Origin of the sequence: Pseudomonas sp. P9_35, from assembly GCF_034008205.1 — a bacterium.
Lineage (GTDB): Bacteria > Pseudomonadota > Gammaproteobacteria > Pseudomonadales > Pseudomonadaceae > Aquipseudomonas > Aquipseudomonas kilonensis.
In genome coordinates this window covers 3,302,672-3,320,878 of sequence record NZ_CP125373.1, presented here as the reverse complement: position 1 = coordinate 3,320,878, position 18,207 = coordinate 3,302,672, and the positions used below count along the sequence as shown (strand labels likewise).

The window sequence follows — 18,207 nt, the reverse complement described above, 5'->3', positions numbered from 1 at the left end:
AACTGATATTGGATCCAATTAACTTAGACCGCTGGCTTGCCCAACCACATTGTTGTGCTTGGACGGCTGTTGTGCGGCGCAGAAAACTGCGCGAGGAAGGACGTCATCGCTATTCAAGACTCACGGATCAAGATCCTTTCGATCTTCGGTACCCGTCCAGAAGCCATCAAGATGGCACCTTTGGTCAAGGCCCTCGCCGCAGAACCCGGTATCGAGTCGCTGATCTGCGTCACCGGCCAGCATCAAAGCATGCTCAAGCAGGTGCTGGACCTGTTCGACCTCAAGGCCGACTTCACCCTCGACGTGATGACGCCGCACCAGACGCTCAACTCCCTGACCGCCGCGTTGTACAGCGCCATCGACCCGGTACTGGAGCAGACCCGGCCGGATCGGGTACTGGTCCATGGCGATACCACTTCGGCCATGGTCGCTTCGATGGCCGCCTTCCATCGACGCATTCCCGTCGGCCATGTGGAAGCCGGTCTGCGCACCGGTGACATCTACAGCCCCTGGCCGGAAGAGATGAACCGCCGCTGCATCGACCTCAGCGCCGACCTGCTGTTTGCTCCCACCGAACAATCGCGCGACAACCTGCTGGGCGAGCGTCTGCAAGGCCGTTGCCTGGTGACCGGCAATACCGTGATCGACGCGCTGCAACTGACGGCCCGACGCATCGATGACGATGCCCGGTTGCGTGACGAACTGGACCAACAGTTCCCGTTCCTGCAAACCGGACGCAAGCTGCTGCTGGTAACCGGCCACCGCCGGGAGAATTTCGGCGAGGGTTTCCTGGACATCTGCAAGGCCCTGCGCCAACTGGCCCAGCGCCCGGATATCCAGATCGTCTACCCGGTGCACCTCAACCCGAACGTGCTCGGGCCGGTTACCGAACAGCTGGGCGACCTGCTCAATGTGCACTTGATCAAGCCGCTGGACTACCTGGCCTTTGTGCGCCTGATGCAACACGCCCACGTCATCCTCACCGACTCTGGCGGCGTGCAGGAAGAAGCGCCGTCCCTGGGCAAGCCGGTGCTGGTGATGCGCGACGTCACCGAACGCCCCGAAGCCGTGGCCGCAGGCACTGTGCGCCTGGTGGGCACCTCCCCGGCCTCGATCATCGCCGGTGTGGACGCGCTGTTCGACGACCAGGCCTTGTGGCGTCGTGCGTCACAGGCCGCCAACCCCTATGGCGATGGCAAGGCCAGCCAACGTATCGTCGATACCCTGATGGGCCGCCCGGTCAGCGACTTTGTCGTGGGCCAGGCGCATTCGTTCCAGGAATTGGCACACGCGCCAACGTCCGAACCACAAGAGTTGCTCGCCGATTTCACCTCATAACTGCTATCCACCCTTATCAGATCGAGATTTGCCTGAATGAAGCCTTCCGTTGCCATCCCTACGGGCGCGCTCAGCGCCCTTGCCTGTGGCCTGAGCCTGCTCGCGCTCATGCCGACCTTTGCCCTGGCTGCGGACAGCCCGCTGACCCAGGCTATTCATCGACTCAACGCCGATACCCGCCAGACACGTGAAGTGCGCTTGAGCGACCTGGGCATCACTGCGCCAATCCTCTTGAGCGCCAGCGACGCCCGCCGCGAGCTCTACCTGCCGGTGCCCGCCGGCGTTGCCCTCAATGACGCAACCTTGCAACTGGATGCCAACTACCTCAATGGCGAAGGCGGTCGCAACACCCTGCTGCTGTCCCTTGATGGCTACCCGGTGCGTGCCGAAGGGCTCAGCGAGGCACAAGGCGATGCCAGCGCCACACTCGGCGTCGACAAGGCCGCGCGTGACAACGGCCTGGTGCGCCTGGGCATTGCCTGGTCCTCGATAGTGTCTCGGCCGTTGTGTCAAGACGATCGGGTCATCGGCAACGTGCTGCGCATCCAGCCTGAAACGCGCCTGAACTACAGCTACGACGCCAGCCAGTTGCGCGACGTCGGTGCGGCTTGGGCCGCCCTGCCCGGTGAGCCCGGCATCCTCGTCGCCCCTGGCTCATTGTCCGCCGCCAGCTACGATTCGGCCTGGCGCCTGGGTGTCGCACTGGAGCGCATCGGCAAACACAGCCGCATCCTGCCCTTCCCTGTCGTGCAGGACAGCGTGGACCTGAGCAGCCTGCGCATCCCTGCCGAGTTATTGAGCATTCCAGCCTTCGCCAGCCTCAACGGCAAAGGCCCGCACACCTTGGCCAACCCGGCCGAGATCGGTGCACTGCTGGTGTTGGGCCAGACCCCGAACGTACAGGCAGACCTGGCGATCAACGACCCGGAACTGCTCAAGGCCATCAACCAGTCCCTGGACGCCTTGCAAAGCCAGGTCCAAGGCCTCGACGCAACGGCCGCCAGCGCACTGACCCAATGGCGCGAACAGCACGTCAACGCAGCGCTGGCGAGCGCCGGCACCGACAACGTAAGCCTGGCGCTGCTCGGCACTCGCCCGGTCCTGATGATCGCCCCGCAATCCACTGGCAAAGCCTTGTCGCTGCTCGGTTCGGCGTGGAGCAAACTGGCGAAAAGTCGCCAATTGACCGTCAGCGAAGCGCAAACACCGTTGAGCGACGATGGCCGTGTGGCCCTGGCGCGGCTGGGCGGCGCCCCTGGCAACTTCGACGTGGCCTCGCGATTCGACTGGAGCACTTCGTTCCCTCTGGGCAGCGTGGCCTACGACGGTCGCCTGCCGGTCACGGCCGTGGTGGACGTCTCCGCAGCACCGGGTGCTTCCGCTACAGCGCCGGTAGCCTCGCTGTTTTTCAATGATTTCCTGATCGGCGCGCAACAACTGACCACCGATGGTGAGTCACAGCGCATCCAGGCCCACATCCCACGCTACGCCCTGGGCTCGAAAAACACCTTGCGCGTATCGTTCCAGCGCCAGCCGGTCAGCGACCGCTGCCTGGAAACGCCGCAAGCCTTCCCGGTATCGGTCCTGCCGACCAGCCACATCGTCCTGGAAAAAACCTCGCTGGACGACGACTTCTCCGGCATGGCCGCACGCTTCGCGGTGGACACCCAGATCCTGGTTCCCCAGGCCTACCTCGACCAACCGGCCAGCAGCCTGGCGCGGGTCATTTCGGTGGCCGATACCAGCGGTGTATCGCCGCTGCGCGCGCAGCTCAAGGTCAGCGCTGATCCGAAAGCCGTCGTCAGCCCGGACAAAGCCTTCCTGGCCTTCGAGTTGCCGCTCAAGGACAGCAAGGAATCGGTCCAGGTCGACGAGCAAGGTCGCCTGCGCATCAACCACAAGGACCAGGTGTTGCTGGACGTACAACCCCTCAACCAATTGGCCTCGCTGCAAGTGGTGCAGACCGCAGGCCAGCATGGCCTGGTCTACCGGGCACTGGGCAACCAGCCGCCAAGCCTGGCCAAGCCGATTGTGCTGACCCGTGGCGACGTGGCGATCCTGGGCAACAACGGGGCCGTGGCGATCTTCGATACCCAAGACCCAAGCGGTAGCCTGCTGATCGGCCGCGAAGAACCCAAGGGCCTGGACGCCTGGCGTAAACCTTCGCTGCTCTGGCTGATTCCAGGTGCCTTTATCTTGTTCCTCCTCTTGTTGCTGGCAGGCCGTAGTGCCCGTCGCAATCGCCAGTAACGGTACCTTTCGATGACGTCGCTTTATTGGCCCTATTGGCTGGCCCATTACTACAACTACCTGGAGATCGCGACCATCGTGGTCGCGGTGCTGATCCTGATCTCCAGCCTGGACGATCTGATCGTTGACGTGTGGTACTGGTCTCGTCGCCTGTACCGCAAGTTCACCGTGGACCGCCGCTACCGGCCGCTGACCGTCGAGCAATTGTTGGCCCGGGACGAACAGCCCCTGGCGATCATGGTGCCGGCCTGGCTGGAATACGACGTCATCGCGCCGATGATCGAGAACATGGTGTCGACACTCGACTACCAGAACTACGTGGTCTTCGTCGGTACGTACATCAACGACCAGCGCACCATCGACGAAGTCGAGCGGATGCGCAGGCGCTACAAGCAACTGCACCGCGTGGAAGTGCCCCACGCCGGGCCGACCTGCAAGGCCGACTGCCTGAACTGGGTGATCCAGGCGATTTTCCTGCATGAGAAAACCCATGGCATGACCTTCGCTGGCGTCGTCCTGCACGACAGCGAGGACGTGCTGCATCCGCTGGAACTGCGTCTGTTCAACTATCTGTTGCCACGCAAGGACATGATCCAGTTGCCTGTGGTGTCGCTGGAGCGCAACTGGTACGAATGGGTGGCGGGCGTCTACATGGACGAGTTCGCCGAATGGCACGGCAAGGACCTGGTGGTGCGTGAAAGCATGACCGACACCGTGCCCTCGGCCGGCGTTGGCACTTGCTTTTCCCATCGCGCCCTGCGGGTGCTGGCCGGTGAAACCGAAAACCAGCCGTTCAACACCGACAGCCTCACCGAGGACTACGACGTTGGCGCGCGCCTGGCCAAGGTCGGCATGAATGCGATTTTCGTACGTTTCCCGGTGCAGTTCCGGGTGCTGCGCAAATCCTGGTTCCGCAAACCTTACGAATCGACCCTGACGATGCCACTGTGCGTGCGCGAGTTTTTCCCGGACACGTTCCGCACCGCCTTCCGGCAGAAAGCCCGCTGGACCCTGGGCATCGGCTTGCAAGGCTGGGAGCAGATGGGCTGGCACGGCTCGCTGGCCAACCGATACCTGCTGTTTCGTGATCGCAAGGGGGTGGTGACGGCGTTTGTCAGCATCATCGCCTACATCATTCTGGTGCAACTGCTGGGCTTGATCATTTTGCGCAACAGCGGCTTGTGGGATGTCACCTTCCCCACCCCGTTTGAAACCAATGGCCTGGTCAAATACCTGCTGTTGGCCAACGGCGTCGCCTTGGCCTGGCGCATCCTGCACCGCTATTACTTCACCACCGTGCTGTACGGTTGGCAGCATGGCTTGCTGTCCATGCCCCGCATGCTGGTGGGCAACTTCGTCAACTTCATGGCCGCCTCCCGGGCCTGGCGCATGTTCCTGGTGGGCAAGGTGATGAATCGCAAGCTGGTCTGGGACAAGACCATGCACGACTTTCCTTCCACCGACCTGGTCGCCATCGCGCCACGCCGCCTGGGCAGCGTGTTGCTGTCCTGGCAGGCCATCAGCGACACGGCCCTGCAAAGCGCGCTCGACGAACAAAAGTCGCGCAACGTGCCTTTAGGGCGAATTCTGCTCAATAACGGCTGGCTGGACGATGAAACCCTGGCCGAAGCCATCGCGTTCCAGAATGACCTGCCCCGGGTCTTTGATGTCGCCGAGAAAGCCGCTGCCTCGACGTCCTCGTTGAGCCCCGAATTTGCCTTGCGCTGGCGGGTCGTGCCCCTGGGACGCAATAGCGAAGGCTGCGAACAGATCGCCGTCGCCAACCCCTTGCCCGATGAAGGCCTGCAACAGGTCAGCGCCGAGCTGGGCAGCGAGCCGGTGCAACTGATCGCCCGGGAAAGCGAAATTCTCGCGCTGTTGCGCAAGCTGCCTGTACGCAACGGCCACACTGTGCCAAATGCCCGGGCGCCGCTGCTGGGCGACCTGTTGATCGAAATGGGCCTGCTCGATCGCGACGAATTCAGTCGCGTCATGCTCCAGTACCGGCCGCAACACCACGGCCGCATCGGCGATTACCTGGTCGACAGCGGTGTGCTGCCACGTCCGACGATCGAACAGGCCGTGGCCCGTCAGCACGACCTCTACCCAACGGAGCTCCCGGCATGAACCGCCCCTTCCTGACCCTTTTGGCCACGGGGCTGAGCCTGATACCAGCGTTTGCACTTGCCGAAACGTTGCCGCTGCCACTGTCCGGTCCGGCCTATACCGCCGCCAACGAAGCCTACAGCGCCTACGAACGCAAGGACTACGACCTGGCCATCGCCAAGGCACGCGAAGCCCTGCGCCAACGTGCCGACGTAACACGCCTGAACACCCTGATTGAGTTGGCCGAGCGGGACAAGAAACTGCGCGACCAACCCCAGCCCCTGGCAGCGTCTCGCCCCGCCAGCGCGGCACCGGGTTTTGTCGCCGCGTCCCGGGGGTTCAAGGCCTATGACCGCGAACAGTTCGGCCTGGCCGCGCAATCGGCCCGCAAGGCAATCACTCAAGCACCCCGTCGCCGTGAATATCGCCTGTTGCTGATCGACTCCTTGCAGCGCCAGCAACGCCTGGAAGAAGCCGACCGGGCCACCAGCGATGCCCTTGGCGTCTTTGCCAACGACAACACGTTGTTGATGCGCCGCAAAGCCATTCGCCGTCAACTGGCCGTGCCACTGGCGATCCAGGGCTATCGCGCCCTGGAGCAAGGCAATACAGCCCTGGCCGTGGACCAGGCGCGCAAAGCCGTGGCCTGGGCGCCAGAGATCGCCGCCAACCAGCAACTGCTCATCAGTGCCCTGCTCGCGGCGAAGGATTACCCCGCTGCCGAACAGGCTGCCGCGGGCTCGCTGGCGCTGGACGATCGCCAAGCCGCGCCATGGATCCTGCGCAGCTATGCCCGGGATCGCCAGGGCAAGTTACAGCCAGCCCAGGCCGATCTGAACCGAGCCCTGTCCCTGCCCGGCTTGTCGCCAAGCGAGCGCCGGGACATCCGTCTCTTTGCCGTCGACGCCGCCCTGGCACGCGGTGAGCCTCAGCACGCGTTGGAGCAGTTACAGACGCTGGGCAACGACGACAGCGATGAGGTGACCCGTCGCAGCGGTGCAGCCCGTGCAGCGCTGCGCCAGAAAAACAAAGGCCCGAACAGCCTGGCCCAATTTCCACCACCGCCCCTGGAGTGCCAGGAAAGCACCTTCGGCCTGACCTGTGCGATCTGGCCGGGCAGCTCCCATGATGCCGGTACTGCGCTGGCGTCCCAGGCCTATGCCGCCCTCGCCCGCAAAGACCCGGCGACCGCAGTCGCCCTGGCGAACCAGGCCGTGGCGCGCGCGCCGCAGAACCCGGCTTATCGGCACCTGCTGGTCAGCGCCCTGACGGAGCAAAAACATCTGCCCGAAGCCATCAGCGCCGCCAGCGAAGGCCTGCAAACCCATGGCGACGACGCGCGGCTATTGGTCATGCGTGGACGCCTGCGCCAGCAGTCCGGGGACGATGCCGGTGCCCGGGATGACTTTACCCGCGCCCTGGCGCTAGGCAGCCTGCCGGCCTACGAAGAAGCCGGGCTGTATGCCGCCATCGGCCAGCGCCGCACCGCCCGCGAACGCCTGCAAGAAGCCCGGGCCAGCGGCGAACTGGCATCGGTGAGTGACCTGCAGGTCGCCTACCTCTCGATGCAGGCCGGCGACGACGAGGCGGCCCACGCGGCGTTCCGCAAGGCCGACGCCAGCACGCCACTGACCACGACGGCGGCCCAGGACGCCGCCTACAACGCCATGCGCCTGCATGAAGACGACGAAGCCGTGGGGTACTTCAAGCGTGTCATCGATGGGCAAAAAACCGCGGAGACTCCGCTGTCTGCACAACAGCTGTTCGATACCCGTCGCACCGTGGGCGATGTTTCGCGCACTATCGGCCTGACCAGCACCACCAGCTATCGCGGCAACAGTTCCAGTGGCCTGAGCGCCGCCCCGGGCACCAGCAGCAGCGGCAGCGAAAGCAATGACCTGCTGCAAAACAGCACCGAACTGTCGTGGCGTCCGCTGGGCTATCGCAATGGCCGCTTTGTCGAACTCTACGGACGCATCACCGACACCCTATGGAGCAAGAACAGCGATTCGGACACGGGCGCGGATGCCTTGCAAGGCGCCCTCGGCGTGCGGGTCAAGCCCTTCAGTTCGGTCAACATCATGGCCGCCCTTGAACGGACCTTCCCGCTGGGTTCTTCCAATGTCGACGGCGACTGGCTGGTGCGACTGGGCTACGGTTCGAGCATCGGCACCGATCTGCGGGTCGATGTGCCGAGCTGGTGGACTTCGCAGCTGTACGCCGAGGTCGGCCACTACATCAACGACTCGCGAGACTACTTCAACAGCGAATGGCAAGTGGGCCGCAGCTATGCCATCGGTGGAACCGGCTCGCGCTGGGTGACCTTCCCCCATGTTGTCGCAGCGATCGACTACGATTCCAAGATGAAGAGCGAAGCCGGCGGCGGCTTTTCTTCCGGCGACGCCGGGGGAATCGGGATAGGAAACAACGTACGTTACTGGTTCCGGGAAGACGTCTACAACGCGCCACGCTCCTATGTGGACCTGTCCCTGCAATACCGGGCCAGGGTGTTTGGCGAGGATCGCGCCAAAGGCGTGTTCGCGCGCCTGACCTACTCCTACTGAGGACGTTGGTGGGATATTCGGTTCGTCCGTACGAAAAGCGGCTCGCTTTGCCGAGCCGCGACTACACTGCATCCAGAAGGGACTTGTTTGAATAGCTTCGCAAAGTTCATCAATCGCAAGACCATCGCGGCGCTGTTTGTGGCCGCACTCCTCAGCGCAGGTACAGGGACGTACTACATAATGACCACCACGACACCGAACATCGTCGGCATCGCCTGGCAGCCGGACAACCAGACCGTCGGCATCAGCGGCAATTGGGAAAAGCTGGGGGTGCACGAGCTGCTCGTGCAATGGACGGTGGTGGACGACCAGGCCTTCGTGCCCGGCACCGGCCTGCCCAGCGTACCGGTTCTGCCCGACTGGGCGCGCATCGCCAAGACGCCGTGGGCCCAGGATGTCATCCTCGGGCTGGCCGGCTATTTCAGCGAGAACCGCTCACGAGAAAACATCAAGCAACTGGCGACGCTGTCGGAGCGCATTGCCGGGTTGCCGACGCCATTGCATGTCACCGGTTGGTACTTTCCGGCTGAGGTCGACCCCAGCTGGTCGGGCGCCACAGAGCTGCCGGCCTTGCTGGCCAAGCTGCCACGCCCACTGTGGATCAGCGTCTATGACGGCGCCAACATCGGCCCCGCCGCTACCGCAGACTGGCTCAAGCAATGGTTGCCGAACGACATCGGCGTGTTCTTCCAGGACGGCGTTGGCGTCTATGCCCGCACCGCCCCGGTTGCCCGCAACTACGCCGACGCCCTGCGTGATCGGCTCGGCCAGAATCGAGTGCGGATCATCGTCGAAGCCTTTCGCCCCAAATACGGCGGTGGCTTCCGCTCCGCCACGGTCGAGGAGCTCAAGCCACAACTGGCGGCCTATGCAGGCTATCCGCTCTACCTGTTCGACGGGCCGCACTACATGACGCCAACCTTGGTGGACCAGTTGAAACAAGCCCTGGCCCTGCCTTGATCAGGGCTCAAAGCCATTCGCTTGCCATCGCTTACTGAGTTTGTATCGGTCTGTATCTGAGATGCGGACCGATACGAAACAATGGATCTCACCCTCTCCTGGCACACATCGTCGATACATCCGCGCGTTTAACTGTGATCACCGGACAGCAACACATTCGCTGCCACGGACCCACTCAATCAAGCGCAAGGAAAATCACCATGTTCAATTTCTCGAAAGTATCGTCCCTGGCTATCGCCCTGACATTGGTTGGCGGTGTCGGCCTGGCCAATGTCGCCTCGGCCACCGCCGCCAGTGCATCGACTCACGACCAGGCGCAACAGCTGGCTGAAGGCGGGTCTGATCGCTTGCTGGAAAATCGTGTGGCCGAAGGCGGTTCCGATCGTTTGCTCGAGAATCGCGTGGCTGAAGGCGGTTCTGATCGGTTGCTCGAGAATCGCGTGGCTGAAGGTGGGGCTGATCGGTTGCAGGAGTTGCGTGAGCACAGCGCGGTGTGAAGTGTTTTTGTGGCCAGAGATTGCTCCCGCTGGGCTCTGTAGGAGCTGGCGAAGCCTGCGATCTTTTGATCTTGAGCTTTCGACTCGATGAGCAGTGGAAAGATCGCAGCCTCGCTTCGCTCGTCAGCTCCTACAGCGCGTCCTCGCTGTGATTGCCTGACAGGTCGGCTCAGGGCTTGATGTTCTTCAGCTCATTGAGCAACGCGAGCAGCTGCTGCATCTTTTCCTCGCCAAACTGCTCTTCGATCCGTTGATAGTTGCTTTCCATGCCCTCGCTCATGGACACGAAGCACTGCTGGCCGCGCTCGGTCAGCCCGACAAAGACCCGTCGCTGATCCTGGCTGGACTTCTGCCGCCGCACCAGGCCGTCACGCTCCAGGCGACTGAGCACACCGGTCATGCTCGGCTTGAGGATGCACGCCTGGTGGGCGAGTTGATGGCTTTCCAGCTCCCCTTGCTGATGCAGGATGCGGATCACCCGCCATTGCTGTTCCGTGAGGTCATGTTGGTTCAGCGCAGGTCGAAAAAAAGCCATCGCCGCTTCGCGGGCTTGCAACAGCGTCAGGGTCAATGAGGGTCTGGGGTTGGCCATGTTCGAACTGTGTGGATGGGCGAGTCGGCAGCTTAGTTGGGCAGCCAGGCTGCTGCAAGAAGCATGGCCGCGCTATGTCACTGTGGAAGGGGATTGTGTGGGAGCAAAGCTTGCTCGCGAATACTGGCGATGCGGTCTTTCAGAAATTGAGACGCCTGCATCGCGAGCAAGCTTTGCTCCCACAGAAATCCCTCTCCCCACCATTCAGCGCAACCCCGACTGCCGCTGGCGATACTCCCCCGGCGTGAGCTGGGCGTAACGCTGGAAAAACCGACTGAAATACGCCGGGTCCTTGAACCCGAGCTGGTAGCAGATTTCATTGGCCGAGCTGCCGGTGAACAACAACAGGCGCTTGGCCTCTTGCATCAGCCGCTCCATGATCAGGCGCTTGGAAGGCAGGTCGGCGATGCGTCGGCACACGTCATTGAGGCGCGCCTCGGTCACGCCGATGCCTTCGGCGTAGCGCGACAACGGCCAATGCTGCAGGTAGTGGGCCTCGATCAACTCGTTGAAGCGGTGAAAGATCTTCAGGTCTTCATGCCGGGCTGGCCTGGCCTCCAGGGAGTTGGAACACAACCGTAGCAGGCTGATCATGATCAGCCGCGTCAAAGCGTCCAGTGCTGCGCTACGCCCCGGGCGCCCGGGCGTCACCTCCTCGCTCAATTCCTCGAACAGGTATTCCAACCGCCGCACCTCCCCCGCCTGCCCGGGCCCCAGTTGCGCCAGCGCAACGCAGGCTGCCGGCATTTGCACGCCCGCCGGCGCCAGGCTCGGGTCGGCGTCGATCAACTGCCACACCAATTGCTGGCGCACCGTCAGCACATGTCCGTCACTGTCGGCCTCGGTCACGAAGGAATGGGGAATGGTCGGTGGCGTGAGGAAGAACATCGGGCCGGATTCGACGTACTGCTGGTCATCGAGATACACCCGCACGGTGCCGCTCTTGACGTAGTGCACCTGGAAGAACCGGTCGTGGCGATGAACCGGCATGTTGCGGCCGAAAAAATCCGCCAGGTTGGCAAGTCGGTCGTAATGCACTTCGGCGTCGCTGTAGCGCTGGTCGTACACCTGACCAATGTTGATGTTGGGGATCGGCTGACGGTCAGTCATCACGCAGTACTCGTTTTCTTATTCTGGTCCAGGCACCTGCCGCACCCATCCTGCACCGAATCCGGCAAGGCAACCAGTGCCCGCTCATTCTGTCACGCTTGACGATAGTTAACATCTTAATTATAACTGTTAACACATTAACAATAACCGCAGAGCCCTCACCTCTCTGCATCGCCAGGAGACAAGCATGAGCCGTGCCCTGCATGACGTCGCGACCGGCACCCTGTTCGGGGTCGCGCTGAACTACCAGGGGCTGCTGAAACAGCGCCTCGCCGAGTTCGAGCAACCGCCCTATCAGAAACCGCCGCTCAAGCCCGTGCTGTTCATCAAGACCCCCAACACCCGCAACTGGCACGGTGCCGAGGTGGTTCACCCCGGTCGCGGCGAAACACTGCAACCAGGGCCGGCGCTTGGCGTGGTCATGGGCAAGTCAGCCAGTCGCGTCAGCGCCGCCGAAGCCCTCGACTACGTGGCCGGCTACACCATCGTCAACGAATTCAGCCTCCCGGAAGACAGCTATTACCGCCCCGCCGTCAAGGCCAAGTGCCGGGACGGTTTCTGTGCCATCGGCCCGGAACTTCTGCCCACCGCCCAGGTGCCCGACCCGCACAGCCTGGCGATCACGCTGTACGTCAACGGCGAGGTTCGCCAGCAGAACAGCACGGCCAACTTCGTTCGCAACATTCCCCAACTGATCGCCGAGATCAGCGAGTTCATGACCCTGCATGCCGGCGACGTGCTGATCACCGGCACGCCTGAAGGCCGGGTCGACGTACTGCCCGGTGACCGTGTCGAAGTGGACATCAGCGGCCTGGGCCGTCTGGTCAATACCATCGTGGCCGAGGAAACAGGAGCAGGCTCATGAAACACGCGCGCATTCGTTTTGAAGGCCAGGATCAAGCCGTCACCGTTGAAGCTCACAACGCTGTACGCCTGGCCGACGGTCGCCTGCTGGCCGAGGACCAGGTCCGGTGGCTGCCACCGGCCACCGGCAGCATGTTCGCCCTGGGCCTGAACTATGCCGATCACGCCGCCGAACTGGCGTTCAAGCCGCCGACCGAGCCCCTGGCATTCATCAAGTCCCCCGGCACTTACACCGGCCACAACCAGGCGACCTGGCGTCCCGACAACGTCGCCTACATGCACTACGAGTGCGAGCTCGTGGCGGTCATCGGCAAAGCGGCGCGCAACGTCAAGCGCGAGGATGCGTTGGAATACCTGGCCGGCTACACCGTGTGCAACGACTACGCGATCCGCGATTACCTGGAAAACTACTACCGCCCCAACCTGCGGGTGAAGAACCGTGATGCCACCACCCCCGTCGGCCCATGGATCGTCGATGTGGCCGATGTGCCGGACCCGAGCAACCTGACGCTGCGCACCTGGATCAATGGCGAACTGCGCCAGGAAGGCAGCACCAAGGACATGATTTTCGATATCCCGTACCTGATCGAGTACCTGTCCAGCTTCATGACCTTGCACCCCGGCGACATGATCGCCACCGGCACCCCGGAAGGCCTGGCGGACGTGGTGCCCGGCGATGAAGTGGTGGTGGAAGTGGAAGGTGTCGGCCGTCTGGTCAATCGAATTGTCAGCGAAGCCGAGTTCTTCGCATCCCGTAAAGAGGCTTGAGCAGCATGATCAAACACTGGATCAACGGCCGTGAGGTCGAAAGCAAAGACGTGTTCGTCAACTACAACCCGGCCACGGGCGAGGCCATCGGCGAAGTCGCCAGCGGCGGCGCCGAGGAAGTCGCCCAAGCGGTCGCGGCGGCCAAGGAAGCGTTTCCGAAATGGGCCAATACGCCCGCCAAGGAACGCGCCCGGCTGATGCGCAAGCTCGGTGAACTGATCGAGCAGAACGTGCCGAAACTGGCCGAACTGGAAACCCTCGACACGGGCTTGCCGATCCACCAGACCAAGAACGTGCTGATTCCGCGTGCCTCCCACAACTTCGATTTTTTTGCCGAAGTCTGCACGCGGATGGACGGCCATACGTATCCGGTCGACGACCAGATGCTCAACTACACCCTGTACCAACCGGTGGGTGTCTGCGCGCTGGTATCGCCCTGGAACGTACCGTTCATGACCGCGACCTGGAAGACCGCGCCGTGCCTGGCGCTGGGCAACACGGCCGTGCTGAAGATGTCCGAGCTGTCGCCGCTGACCGCCAACGAGCTGGGTCGCCTGGCGGTCGAGGCTGGCCTGCCCAATGGCGTGTTGAACGTGATCCAGGGTTACGGCGCAACCGCCGGCGATGCGCTGGTGCGCCACCCGGATGTGCGGGCGATCTCCTTCACCGGCGGCACCGCCACGGGCAAGAAAATCATGCAGACCGCCGGGTTGAAGAAATATTCGATGGAGCTGGGTGGCAAGTCGCCGGTATTGATTTTCGAAGACGCCGACCTCGAACGCGCCCTCGACGCCGCGCTGTTCACGATTTTTTCCCTCAATGGCGAACGCTGCACCGCTGGCAGCCGGATCTTCATCCAGGAAAGCGTCTACCCGCAGTTCGTGGCCGAGTTCGCCGCCCGCGCCAAGCGCCTGATCGTCGGTGATCCGCAGGACCCGAAGACCCAGGTCGGCTCGATGATTACCCAGGCCCACTACGACAAGGTCACCGGCTACATCAAGATCGGTCTCGAAGAAGGCGCCACCCTCCTGGCCGGCGGCCTGGAGCGTCCGGCCAATTTGCCTGCCCACTTGAGCCGCGGCCAGTTCATCCAGCCAACGGTGTTCGCCGACGTGAACAACAACATGCGCATCGCCCAGGAAGAAATCTTCGGCCCGGTGGTGTGCCTGATCCCGTTCAAGGACGAGGCCCAAGCCCTGCAATTGGCCAACGACACCGAATACGGCCTGGCCTCGTACATCTGGACCCAGGACATCGGCAAGGCCCATCGCCTGGCCCATGGCATCGAGGCCGGCATGGTGTTCATCAACAGCCAGAACGTGCGCGACCTGCGCCAGCCTTTCGGCGGCGTAAAGGGTTCCGGAACCGGCCGCGAAGGCGGACAGTACAGCTTTGAAGTGTTTGCCGAGATCAAGAACGTTTGCATCTCCATGGGCAGTCATCACATACCGCGGTGGGGTGTATGACCCAGGTCGGGTAATCCGTCTGTAGCAGGTGATGCATCTGTGGCAAGAGATACACCCTGTGGCGAGGGAGCTTGCTCCCGCTGGGCTGCGAAGCGGCCCCGCTTTTCCTGGCGATTGCTGCGCAATCGAGCGGGAGCAAGCTCCCTCGCCACGGTTCATCATCGAGACCCGGTTCACCCGTTATCCAAGATTCAACAAGAACAATTTTTCAGGAGAATCATCATGGGCGAAGTCGTCCTGGCTGCCAAAATCTGCCACGTTCCCTCGATGTACCTGTCGGAGCTGCCCGGCAAGCACCACGGTTGCCGCGCCGCCGCGATTGCCGGCCACAAGGAAATCGGTCGCCGTGCCCGGGAACTGGGGGCCGATACCGCCGTGGTGTTCGACGTGCACTGGCTGGTCAACAGCGCCTATCACGTCAACAGCGGCGCGCACTTCAAGGGCATCTACACCAGCAACGAGCTGCCGCACTTCATCAAGAACATGGAGTACGAATACTCAGGCGCCCCGGAACTGGGCGAGTTGATCGCCGCCGAGGCCAATGCCGCCGACGTGCGCACCCTGGCCCACAACATCCCGAGTCTTGAGCTGGAATACGGCACGCTGGTGCCCATGCGCTACATGCACATGGATGTCCCTCAGGAACAGAAATTCAACGTCGTGTCGATTGCCGCCTGGTGCGCCTGGCACCGCCTGCAAGACAGCTTCACCTTCGGCGCCGCCGTGCGCCGGGCCATCGAAAAAAGCGACCGCAAGGTGCTGGTACTCGCCTCCGGGTCGCTGTCGCACCGTTTTTCCGACGATCGCAACGCTGAAGCCAACATCCACAACTGGACGCGGGAGTTCGACAAGCAAGTCGACCTGCACGTCGTCGAGATGTGGCGCCAAGGCCGCTGGAAAGAGTTCTGCGCCATGCTCCCGGACTACGCCGAACACTGCTTCGGCGAAGGCAAGATGCATGACACGGCGATGCTGCTGGGGTTGCTCGGCGGGCCGGACTACGACAAACCTGCCGAAATCATCACCGAGCCTTTCGGCAGCTCCGGCACCGGACAGATCAACGCTGTCTTCCCTGTTTGATACTGCGGCCGCATGGCATTTCCGTGCGGCCTGAAGGAGCCGTTCATGCCGCATTTCATCGCTGAATACACCGACAACATCGAACAACAAGCCGACCTGCCCGGCCTGTTTGAAAAGGTCCACGCCTTGCTGGGCGACAGCGGCGTGTTCCCCCTGGGCGGCATCCGCAGCCGCGGCGTGCGCCTGGACACCTGGCGCATGGCCGACGGCAAGCACGACTACGCCTTCGTACACATGACCTTGAAAGTCGGCCACGGCCGTGACCTGGCCACGCGCCAGAAAGTCGCGGAAAAACTCTTCGAGGTGATCACCGCGCACTTCGCCGAGCTCCAGGCCCAACGCCTGCTGGCCCTGTCGTTCGAGATGATCGAGCTGCACGAACTGCTCAATTTCAAGGCCAACAACGTCCACGCCTTCCTCAAGGGCCAGGCCACCTGAATCCGTCTGCCTCGCGTTCCCCATCGGCCTCTCTGACAAAAAGTACAAGATCATGAGCACAGCCAATACCGCCAACACGGCCGGCACCATCGCGCACGACCGCACCCACGCCACCATCACCTGGCGGCTGATGCCGCTGCTGCTGGTCTGTTACCTCTTTGCCCACCTGGATCGCATCAACATCGGCTTCGCGAAGATGCAGATGAGCGCCGACCTGCAGTTCAGCGATACGGTCTACGGCTTCGGCGCAGGGCTGTTCTTCATCGCCTACGCGCTGTTTGGGGTGCCCAGCAACATGGCCCTGGACCGGGTCGGTCCGCGGCGCTGGATCGCCACGCTGATGGTGGTCTGGGGCGCCTTGTCCACCGGCATGTTCCTTATCGACAGCGCCGCCGGTTTCTACGTGCTGCGCTTTCTGCTGGGCGTGGCCGAGGCCGGTTTCTTTCCTGGCATCCTGGTCTTTCTCAACCGCTGGTATCCGGCCCGGCGCCGGGCCCAGGTGACCGCGTTGTTCGCCATCGCCGTGCCGATGGCCGGGGTGCTTGGCGGGCCTTTGTCCGGCGGCATTCTCGAGCACTTCCATGATGTTGGCGGTTTGCGCGGCTGGCAGTGGATGTTCGTCATCGAAGGGCTGCCGGTGATCCTGCTCGGCCTTGTTGTGCTCAAGTGCCTGCCGGACAATTTCGAGACGGTCAGGTGGCTCACACCGCACGCCAAGCAGCAGCTGCGCGAACAACTGAGCCTTGAAGAACAGCGCAAATCCATCACCTCGTTTTCGGCGATCCTCAACAATCCGCAGGTCTGGTTGTTGGTGGCGGTTTACTTCGCCGTGATGCTGGCGGTGAACACCCTGGCCTTCTGGATGCCGACCCTGATCCATGGCGCCGGCATCGGCAGCGACGGCAAGGTCGGGCTGCTCAGCGCGGTGCCCTACCTGGCCGGCTGTTTCTTCATGATCGGCTGCGGGCGTTCCTCCGACCGCCACCGCGAACGCCGTTGGCACCTGTGTGTGCCGCTGTGGATGGCAGCGCTGGGTATTGCGGTCACCGGGCTCTCACCCGGCAATCCGACCCTGGTGCTCAGCGGCCTGATTGTCGCCGGCATGGGCGCCAGTGCGGCGTTGCCGATGTTCTGGCAATTGCCGCCGGCCTTCCTGTCCAACGGCACCCAGGCTGCCGGCATCGCTCTGATCAGCTCCTTCGGCAGCATCGCCTCATTCTTCGCGCCCTACCTGATCGGCTGGATGCGCGACACCACCCAGAGCGCCAGCCTCGCCTTGTATGTGCTGGCCCTGCTCATCGCCCTTGGCGGCTTGCTGGTGCTGCGCACCCGGGCCGCCATCGTCAACCCTCAATAAGAGACCCTTGCCATGCTTGACCAGAACCTCATCCAGCAAGCCGCCGCCCGCCTCGACCATGCCGAACGCTCCCGCGAACAGGTGCGGCAGTTTTCCCTCGATCACCCGGACATCACCATCGAGGATGCCTACGCCATCCAGCGCGCCTGGGTCGCGCAGAAAATCAAGGACGGCCGCAAGCTGGTCGGCCACAAGATCGGCCTGACCTCCCGGGCCATGCAGGTGTCGTCGAACATCACCGAGCCGGACTACGGCGCGCTGCTGGACGACATGTTCTTTGACGAAGGCACCGACATCCCGTTCGAGCGTTTCATCGTGCCGCGGGTAGAAGTGGAGCTGGCGTTCATTCTCGGCAAGCCATTGAAAGGCCCGAACGTGACGGTATTCGACGTGCTCGACGCCACCGAATGGGTGATCCCGGCGCTGGAAATCATCGATGCGCGCATCCAGCAGATCGACCCGCAGACCAAGGCGACCCGCAAGGTCTTCGACACCATCTCCGACAACGCCGCCAATGCCGGCGTGGTCATGGGCGGTCGCGCCGTACGCCCGACCGAGATCGACCTGCGCAAGGTGCCGGCGGTGCTCTACCGCAACGGCGTGATCGAAGAGTCCGGCGTCTCGGCGGCGGTGCTCAATCACCCGGCCAAAGGCGTGGCCTGGCTGGCGAACAAACTGGCGGCCTATGACGTCACCCTGCAACCGGGACAGATCATCCTCGGTGGTTCCTTCACCCGCCCCGTGGCAGCCAACCCCGGCGATACCTTCCATGTCGACTACGACATGCTCGGTTCCATCGCCTGCCGTTTCGTCTGAT

15 protein-coding genes are annotated in these 18,207 nt (G+C 62.9%); 13 read left to right on the top strand and 2 right to left on the bottom strand.

Annotated elements, in window-relative coordinates:
• Positions 1–105: 105 nt before the first annotated feature.
• The 6 genes from wecB (at position 106) to QMK47_RS14465 (ending at position 9,715) form a co-directional block, all read left to right on the top strand.
• Positions 106–1,338, top strand: a complete 1,233-nt coding sequence (gene wecB, locus QMK47_RS14490) for a non-hydrolyzing UDP-N-acetylglucosamine 2-epimerase (RefSeq protein ID WP_320390530.1) — start codon at positions 106–108, stop codon at positions 1,336–1,338.
• A gap of 36 nt (positions 1,339–1,374) precedes the next feature.
• A complete protein-coding gene (locus tag QMK47_RS14485) occupies positions 1,375–3,588 on the top strand; it encodes a hypothetical protein (RefSeq protein ID WP_320390473.1) in 2,214 nt (737 codons plus the stop codon).
• Between the two features lie 12 nt (positions 3,589–3,600).
• The gene (locus QMK47_RS14480) at positions 3,601–5,715 is read left to right on the top strand and encodes a glycosyl transferase family protein (protein ID WP_320390472.1); all 2,115 of its coding nucleotides are present in this window, start codon (positions 3,601–3,603) and stop codon (positions 5,713–5,715) included.
• A complete protein-coding gene (locus tag QMK47_RS14475) occupies positions 5,712–8,258 on the top strand; it encodes an NfrA family protein (RefSeq protein WP_320390471.1) in 2,547 nt (848 codons plus the stop codon). Before QMK47_RS14480 ends, QMK47_RS14475 begins: the two co-directional genes overlap by 4 nt.
• A 180-nt stretch (positions 8,259–8,438) precedes the next feature.
• Positions 8,439–9,218, top strand: coding sequence for a hypothetical protein (locus tag QMK47_RS14470; protein ID WP_253478533.1), 780 nt, complete (start codon positions 8,439–8,441; stop codon positions 9,216–9,218).
• Positions 9,219–9,418: 200 nt separating this feature from the next.
• Positions 9,419–9,715, top strand: coding sequence for a phage infection protein (locus QMK47_RS14465; RefSeq protein ID WP_253474548.1), 297 nt, complete (start codon positions 9,419–9,421; stop codon positions 9,713–9,715).
• 169 nt (positions 9,716–9,884) lie between these two features.
• Here the strand turns inward: QMK47_RS14465 and hpaR are convergent, their stop codons facing one another.
• Both hpaR and hpaA read right to left on the bottom strand, forming a co-directional pair.
• Positions 9,885–10,307 (bottom strand): homoprotocatechuate degradation operon regulator HpaR, encoded by a 423-nt coding sequence (gene hpaR / locus QMK47_RS14460; protein ID WP_053179583.1) that lies wholly within the window; start codon positions 10,305–10,307, stop codon positions 9,885–9,887.
• 204 nt (positions 10,308–10,511) lie between these two features.
• Entirely contained in the window at positions 10,512–11,417 is a 906-nt protein-coding gene (gene hpaA, locus QMK47_RS14455; RefSeq protein WP_258691150.1) for a 4-hydroxyphenylacetate catabolism regulatory protein HpaA, read from the bottom strand.
• A gap of 187 nt (positions 11,418–11,604) precedes the next feature.
• Between hpaA and QMK47_RS14450 the strand changes: the two genes are divergently transcribed.
• The 7 genes from QMK47_RS14450 (at position 11,605) to hpaH (ending at position 18,206) form a co-directional block, all read left to right on the top strand.
• Positions 11,605–12,282, top strand: coding sequence for a fumarylacetoacetate hydrolase family protein (locus QMK47_RS14450; protein ID WP_258691149.1), 678 nt, complete (start codon positions 11,605–11,607; stop codon positions 12,280–12,282).
• Positions 12,279–13,049, top strand: coding sequence for a fumarylacetoacetate hydrolase family protein (locus QMK47_RS14445; RefSeq protein ID WP_320390470.1), 771 nt, complete (start codon positions 12,279–12,281; stop codon positions 13,047–13,049). The genes QMK47_RS14450 and QMK47_RS14445 overlap by 4 nt, the downstream gene beginning before the upstream one ends.
• Before the next feature lie 5 nt (positions 13,050–13,054).
• Positions 13,055–14,515, top strand: coding sequence for a 5-carboxymethyl-2-hydroxymuconate semialdehyde dehydrogenase (gene hpaE / locus QMK47_RS14440; RefSeq protein ID WP_014338032.1), 1,461 nt, complete (start codon positions 13,055–13,057; stop codon positions 14,513–14,515).
• 222 nt (positions 14,516–14,737) lie between these two features.
• Entirely contained in the window at positions 14,738–15,595 is an 858-nt protein-coding gene (hpaD, locus tag QMK47_RS14435) for a 3,4-dihydroxyphenylacetate 2,3-dioxygenase (protein WP_027911702.1), read from the top strand.
• Between the two features lie 45 nt (positions 15,596–15,640).
• Positions 15,641–16,033: a 5-carboxymethyl-2-hydroxymuconate isomerase gene (locus QMK47_RS14430; RefSeq protein ID WP_320390469.1), complete on the top strand. Its 393-nt coding sequence runs from the start codon at positions 15,641–15,643 to the stop codon at positions 16,031–16,033.
• Between the two features lie 52 nt (positions 16,034–16,085).
• On the top strand, positions 16,086–17,390 hold the full coding sequence (locus tag QMK47_RS14425) for an MFS transporter (RefSeq protein WP_320390468.1): 1,305 nt from the start codon (positions 16,086–16,088) through the stop codon (positions 17,388–17,390).
• Positions 17,391–17,402: 12 nt separating this feature from the next.
• Positions 17,403–18,206, top strand: a complete 804-nt coding sequence (hpaH, locus tag QMK47_RS14420) for a 2-oxo-hept-4-ene-1,7-dioate hydratase (RefSeq protein ID WP_003201609.1) — start codon at positions 17,403–17,405, stop codon at positions 18,204–18,206.
• Position 18,207 lies beyond the last annotated feature (1 nt).

Excerpts from the sequence above, each read along its gene's own strand:
- QMK47_RS14485 (WP_320390473.1), top strand. The coding sequence starts at position 1,375 with ATGAAGCCTTCCGTTGCCATCCCTACGGGCGCGCTCAGCGCCCTTGCC.
- QMK47_RS14480 (WP_320390472.1), top strand. The coding sequence starts at position 3,601 with ATGACGTCGCTTTATTGGCCCTATTGGCTGGCCCATTACTACAACTAC.
- QMK47_RS14475 (WP_320390471.1), top strand. The coding sequence starts at position 5,712 with ATGAACCGCCCCTTCCTGACCCTTTTGGCCACGGGGCTGAGCCTGATA.
- QMK47_RS14470 (WP_253478533.1), top strand. The coding sequence starts at position 8,439 with ATGACCACCACGACACCGAACATCGTCGGCATCGCCTGGCAGCCGGAC.
- QMK47_RS14465 (WP_253474548.1), top strand. The coding sequence starts at position 9,419 with ATGTTCAATTTCTCGAAAGTATCGTCCCTGGCTATCGCCCTGACATTG.
- hpaR (WP_053179583.1), bottom strand. The coding sequence starts at position 10,307 with ATGGCCAACCCCAGACCCTCATTGACCCTGACGCTGTTGCAAGCCCGC.
- hpaA (WP_258691150.1), bottom strand. The coding sequence starts at position 11,417 with ATGACTGACCGTCAGCCGATCCCCAACATCAACATTGGTCAGGTGTAC.
- QMK47_RS14450 (WP_258691149.1), top strand. The coding sequence starts at position 11,605 with ATGAGCCGTGCCCTGCATGACGTCGCGACCGGCACCCTGTTCGGGGTC.
- QMK47_RS14445 (WP_320390470.1), top strand. The coding sequence starts at position 12,279 with ATGAAACACGCGCGCATTCGTTTTGAAGGCCAGGATCAAGCCGTCACC.
- hpaE (WP_014338032.1), top strand. The coding sequence starts at position 13,055 with ATGATCAAACACTGGATCAACGGCCGTGAGGTCGAAAGCAAAGACGTG.
- hpaD (WP_027911702.1), top strand. The coding sequence starts at position 14,738 with ATGGGCGAAGTCGTCCTGGCTGCCAAAATCTGCCACGTTCCCTCGATG.
- QMK47_RS14430 (WP_320390469.1), top strand. The coding sequence starts at position 15,641 with ATGCCGCATTTCATCGCTGAATACACCGACAACATCGAACAACAAGCC.
- QMK47_RS14425 (WP_320390468.1), top strand. The coding sequence starts at position 16,086 with ATGAGCACAGCCAATACCGCCAACACGGCCGGCACCATCGCGCACGAC.
- hpaH (WP_003201609.1), top strand. The coding sequence starts at position 17,403 with ATGCTTGACCAGAACCTCATCCAGCAAGCCGCCGCCCGCCTCGACCAT.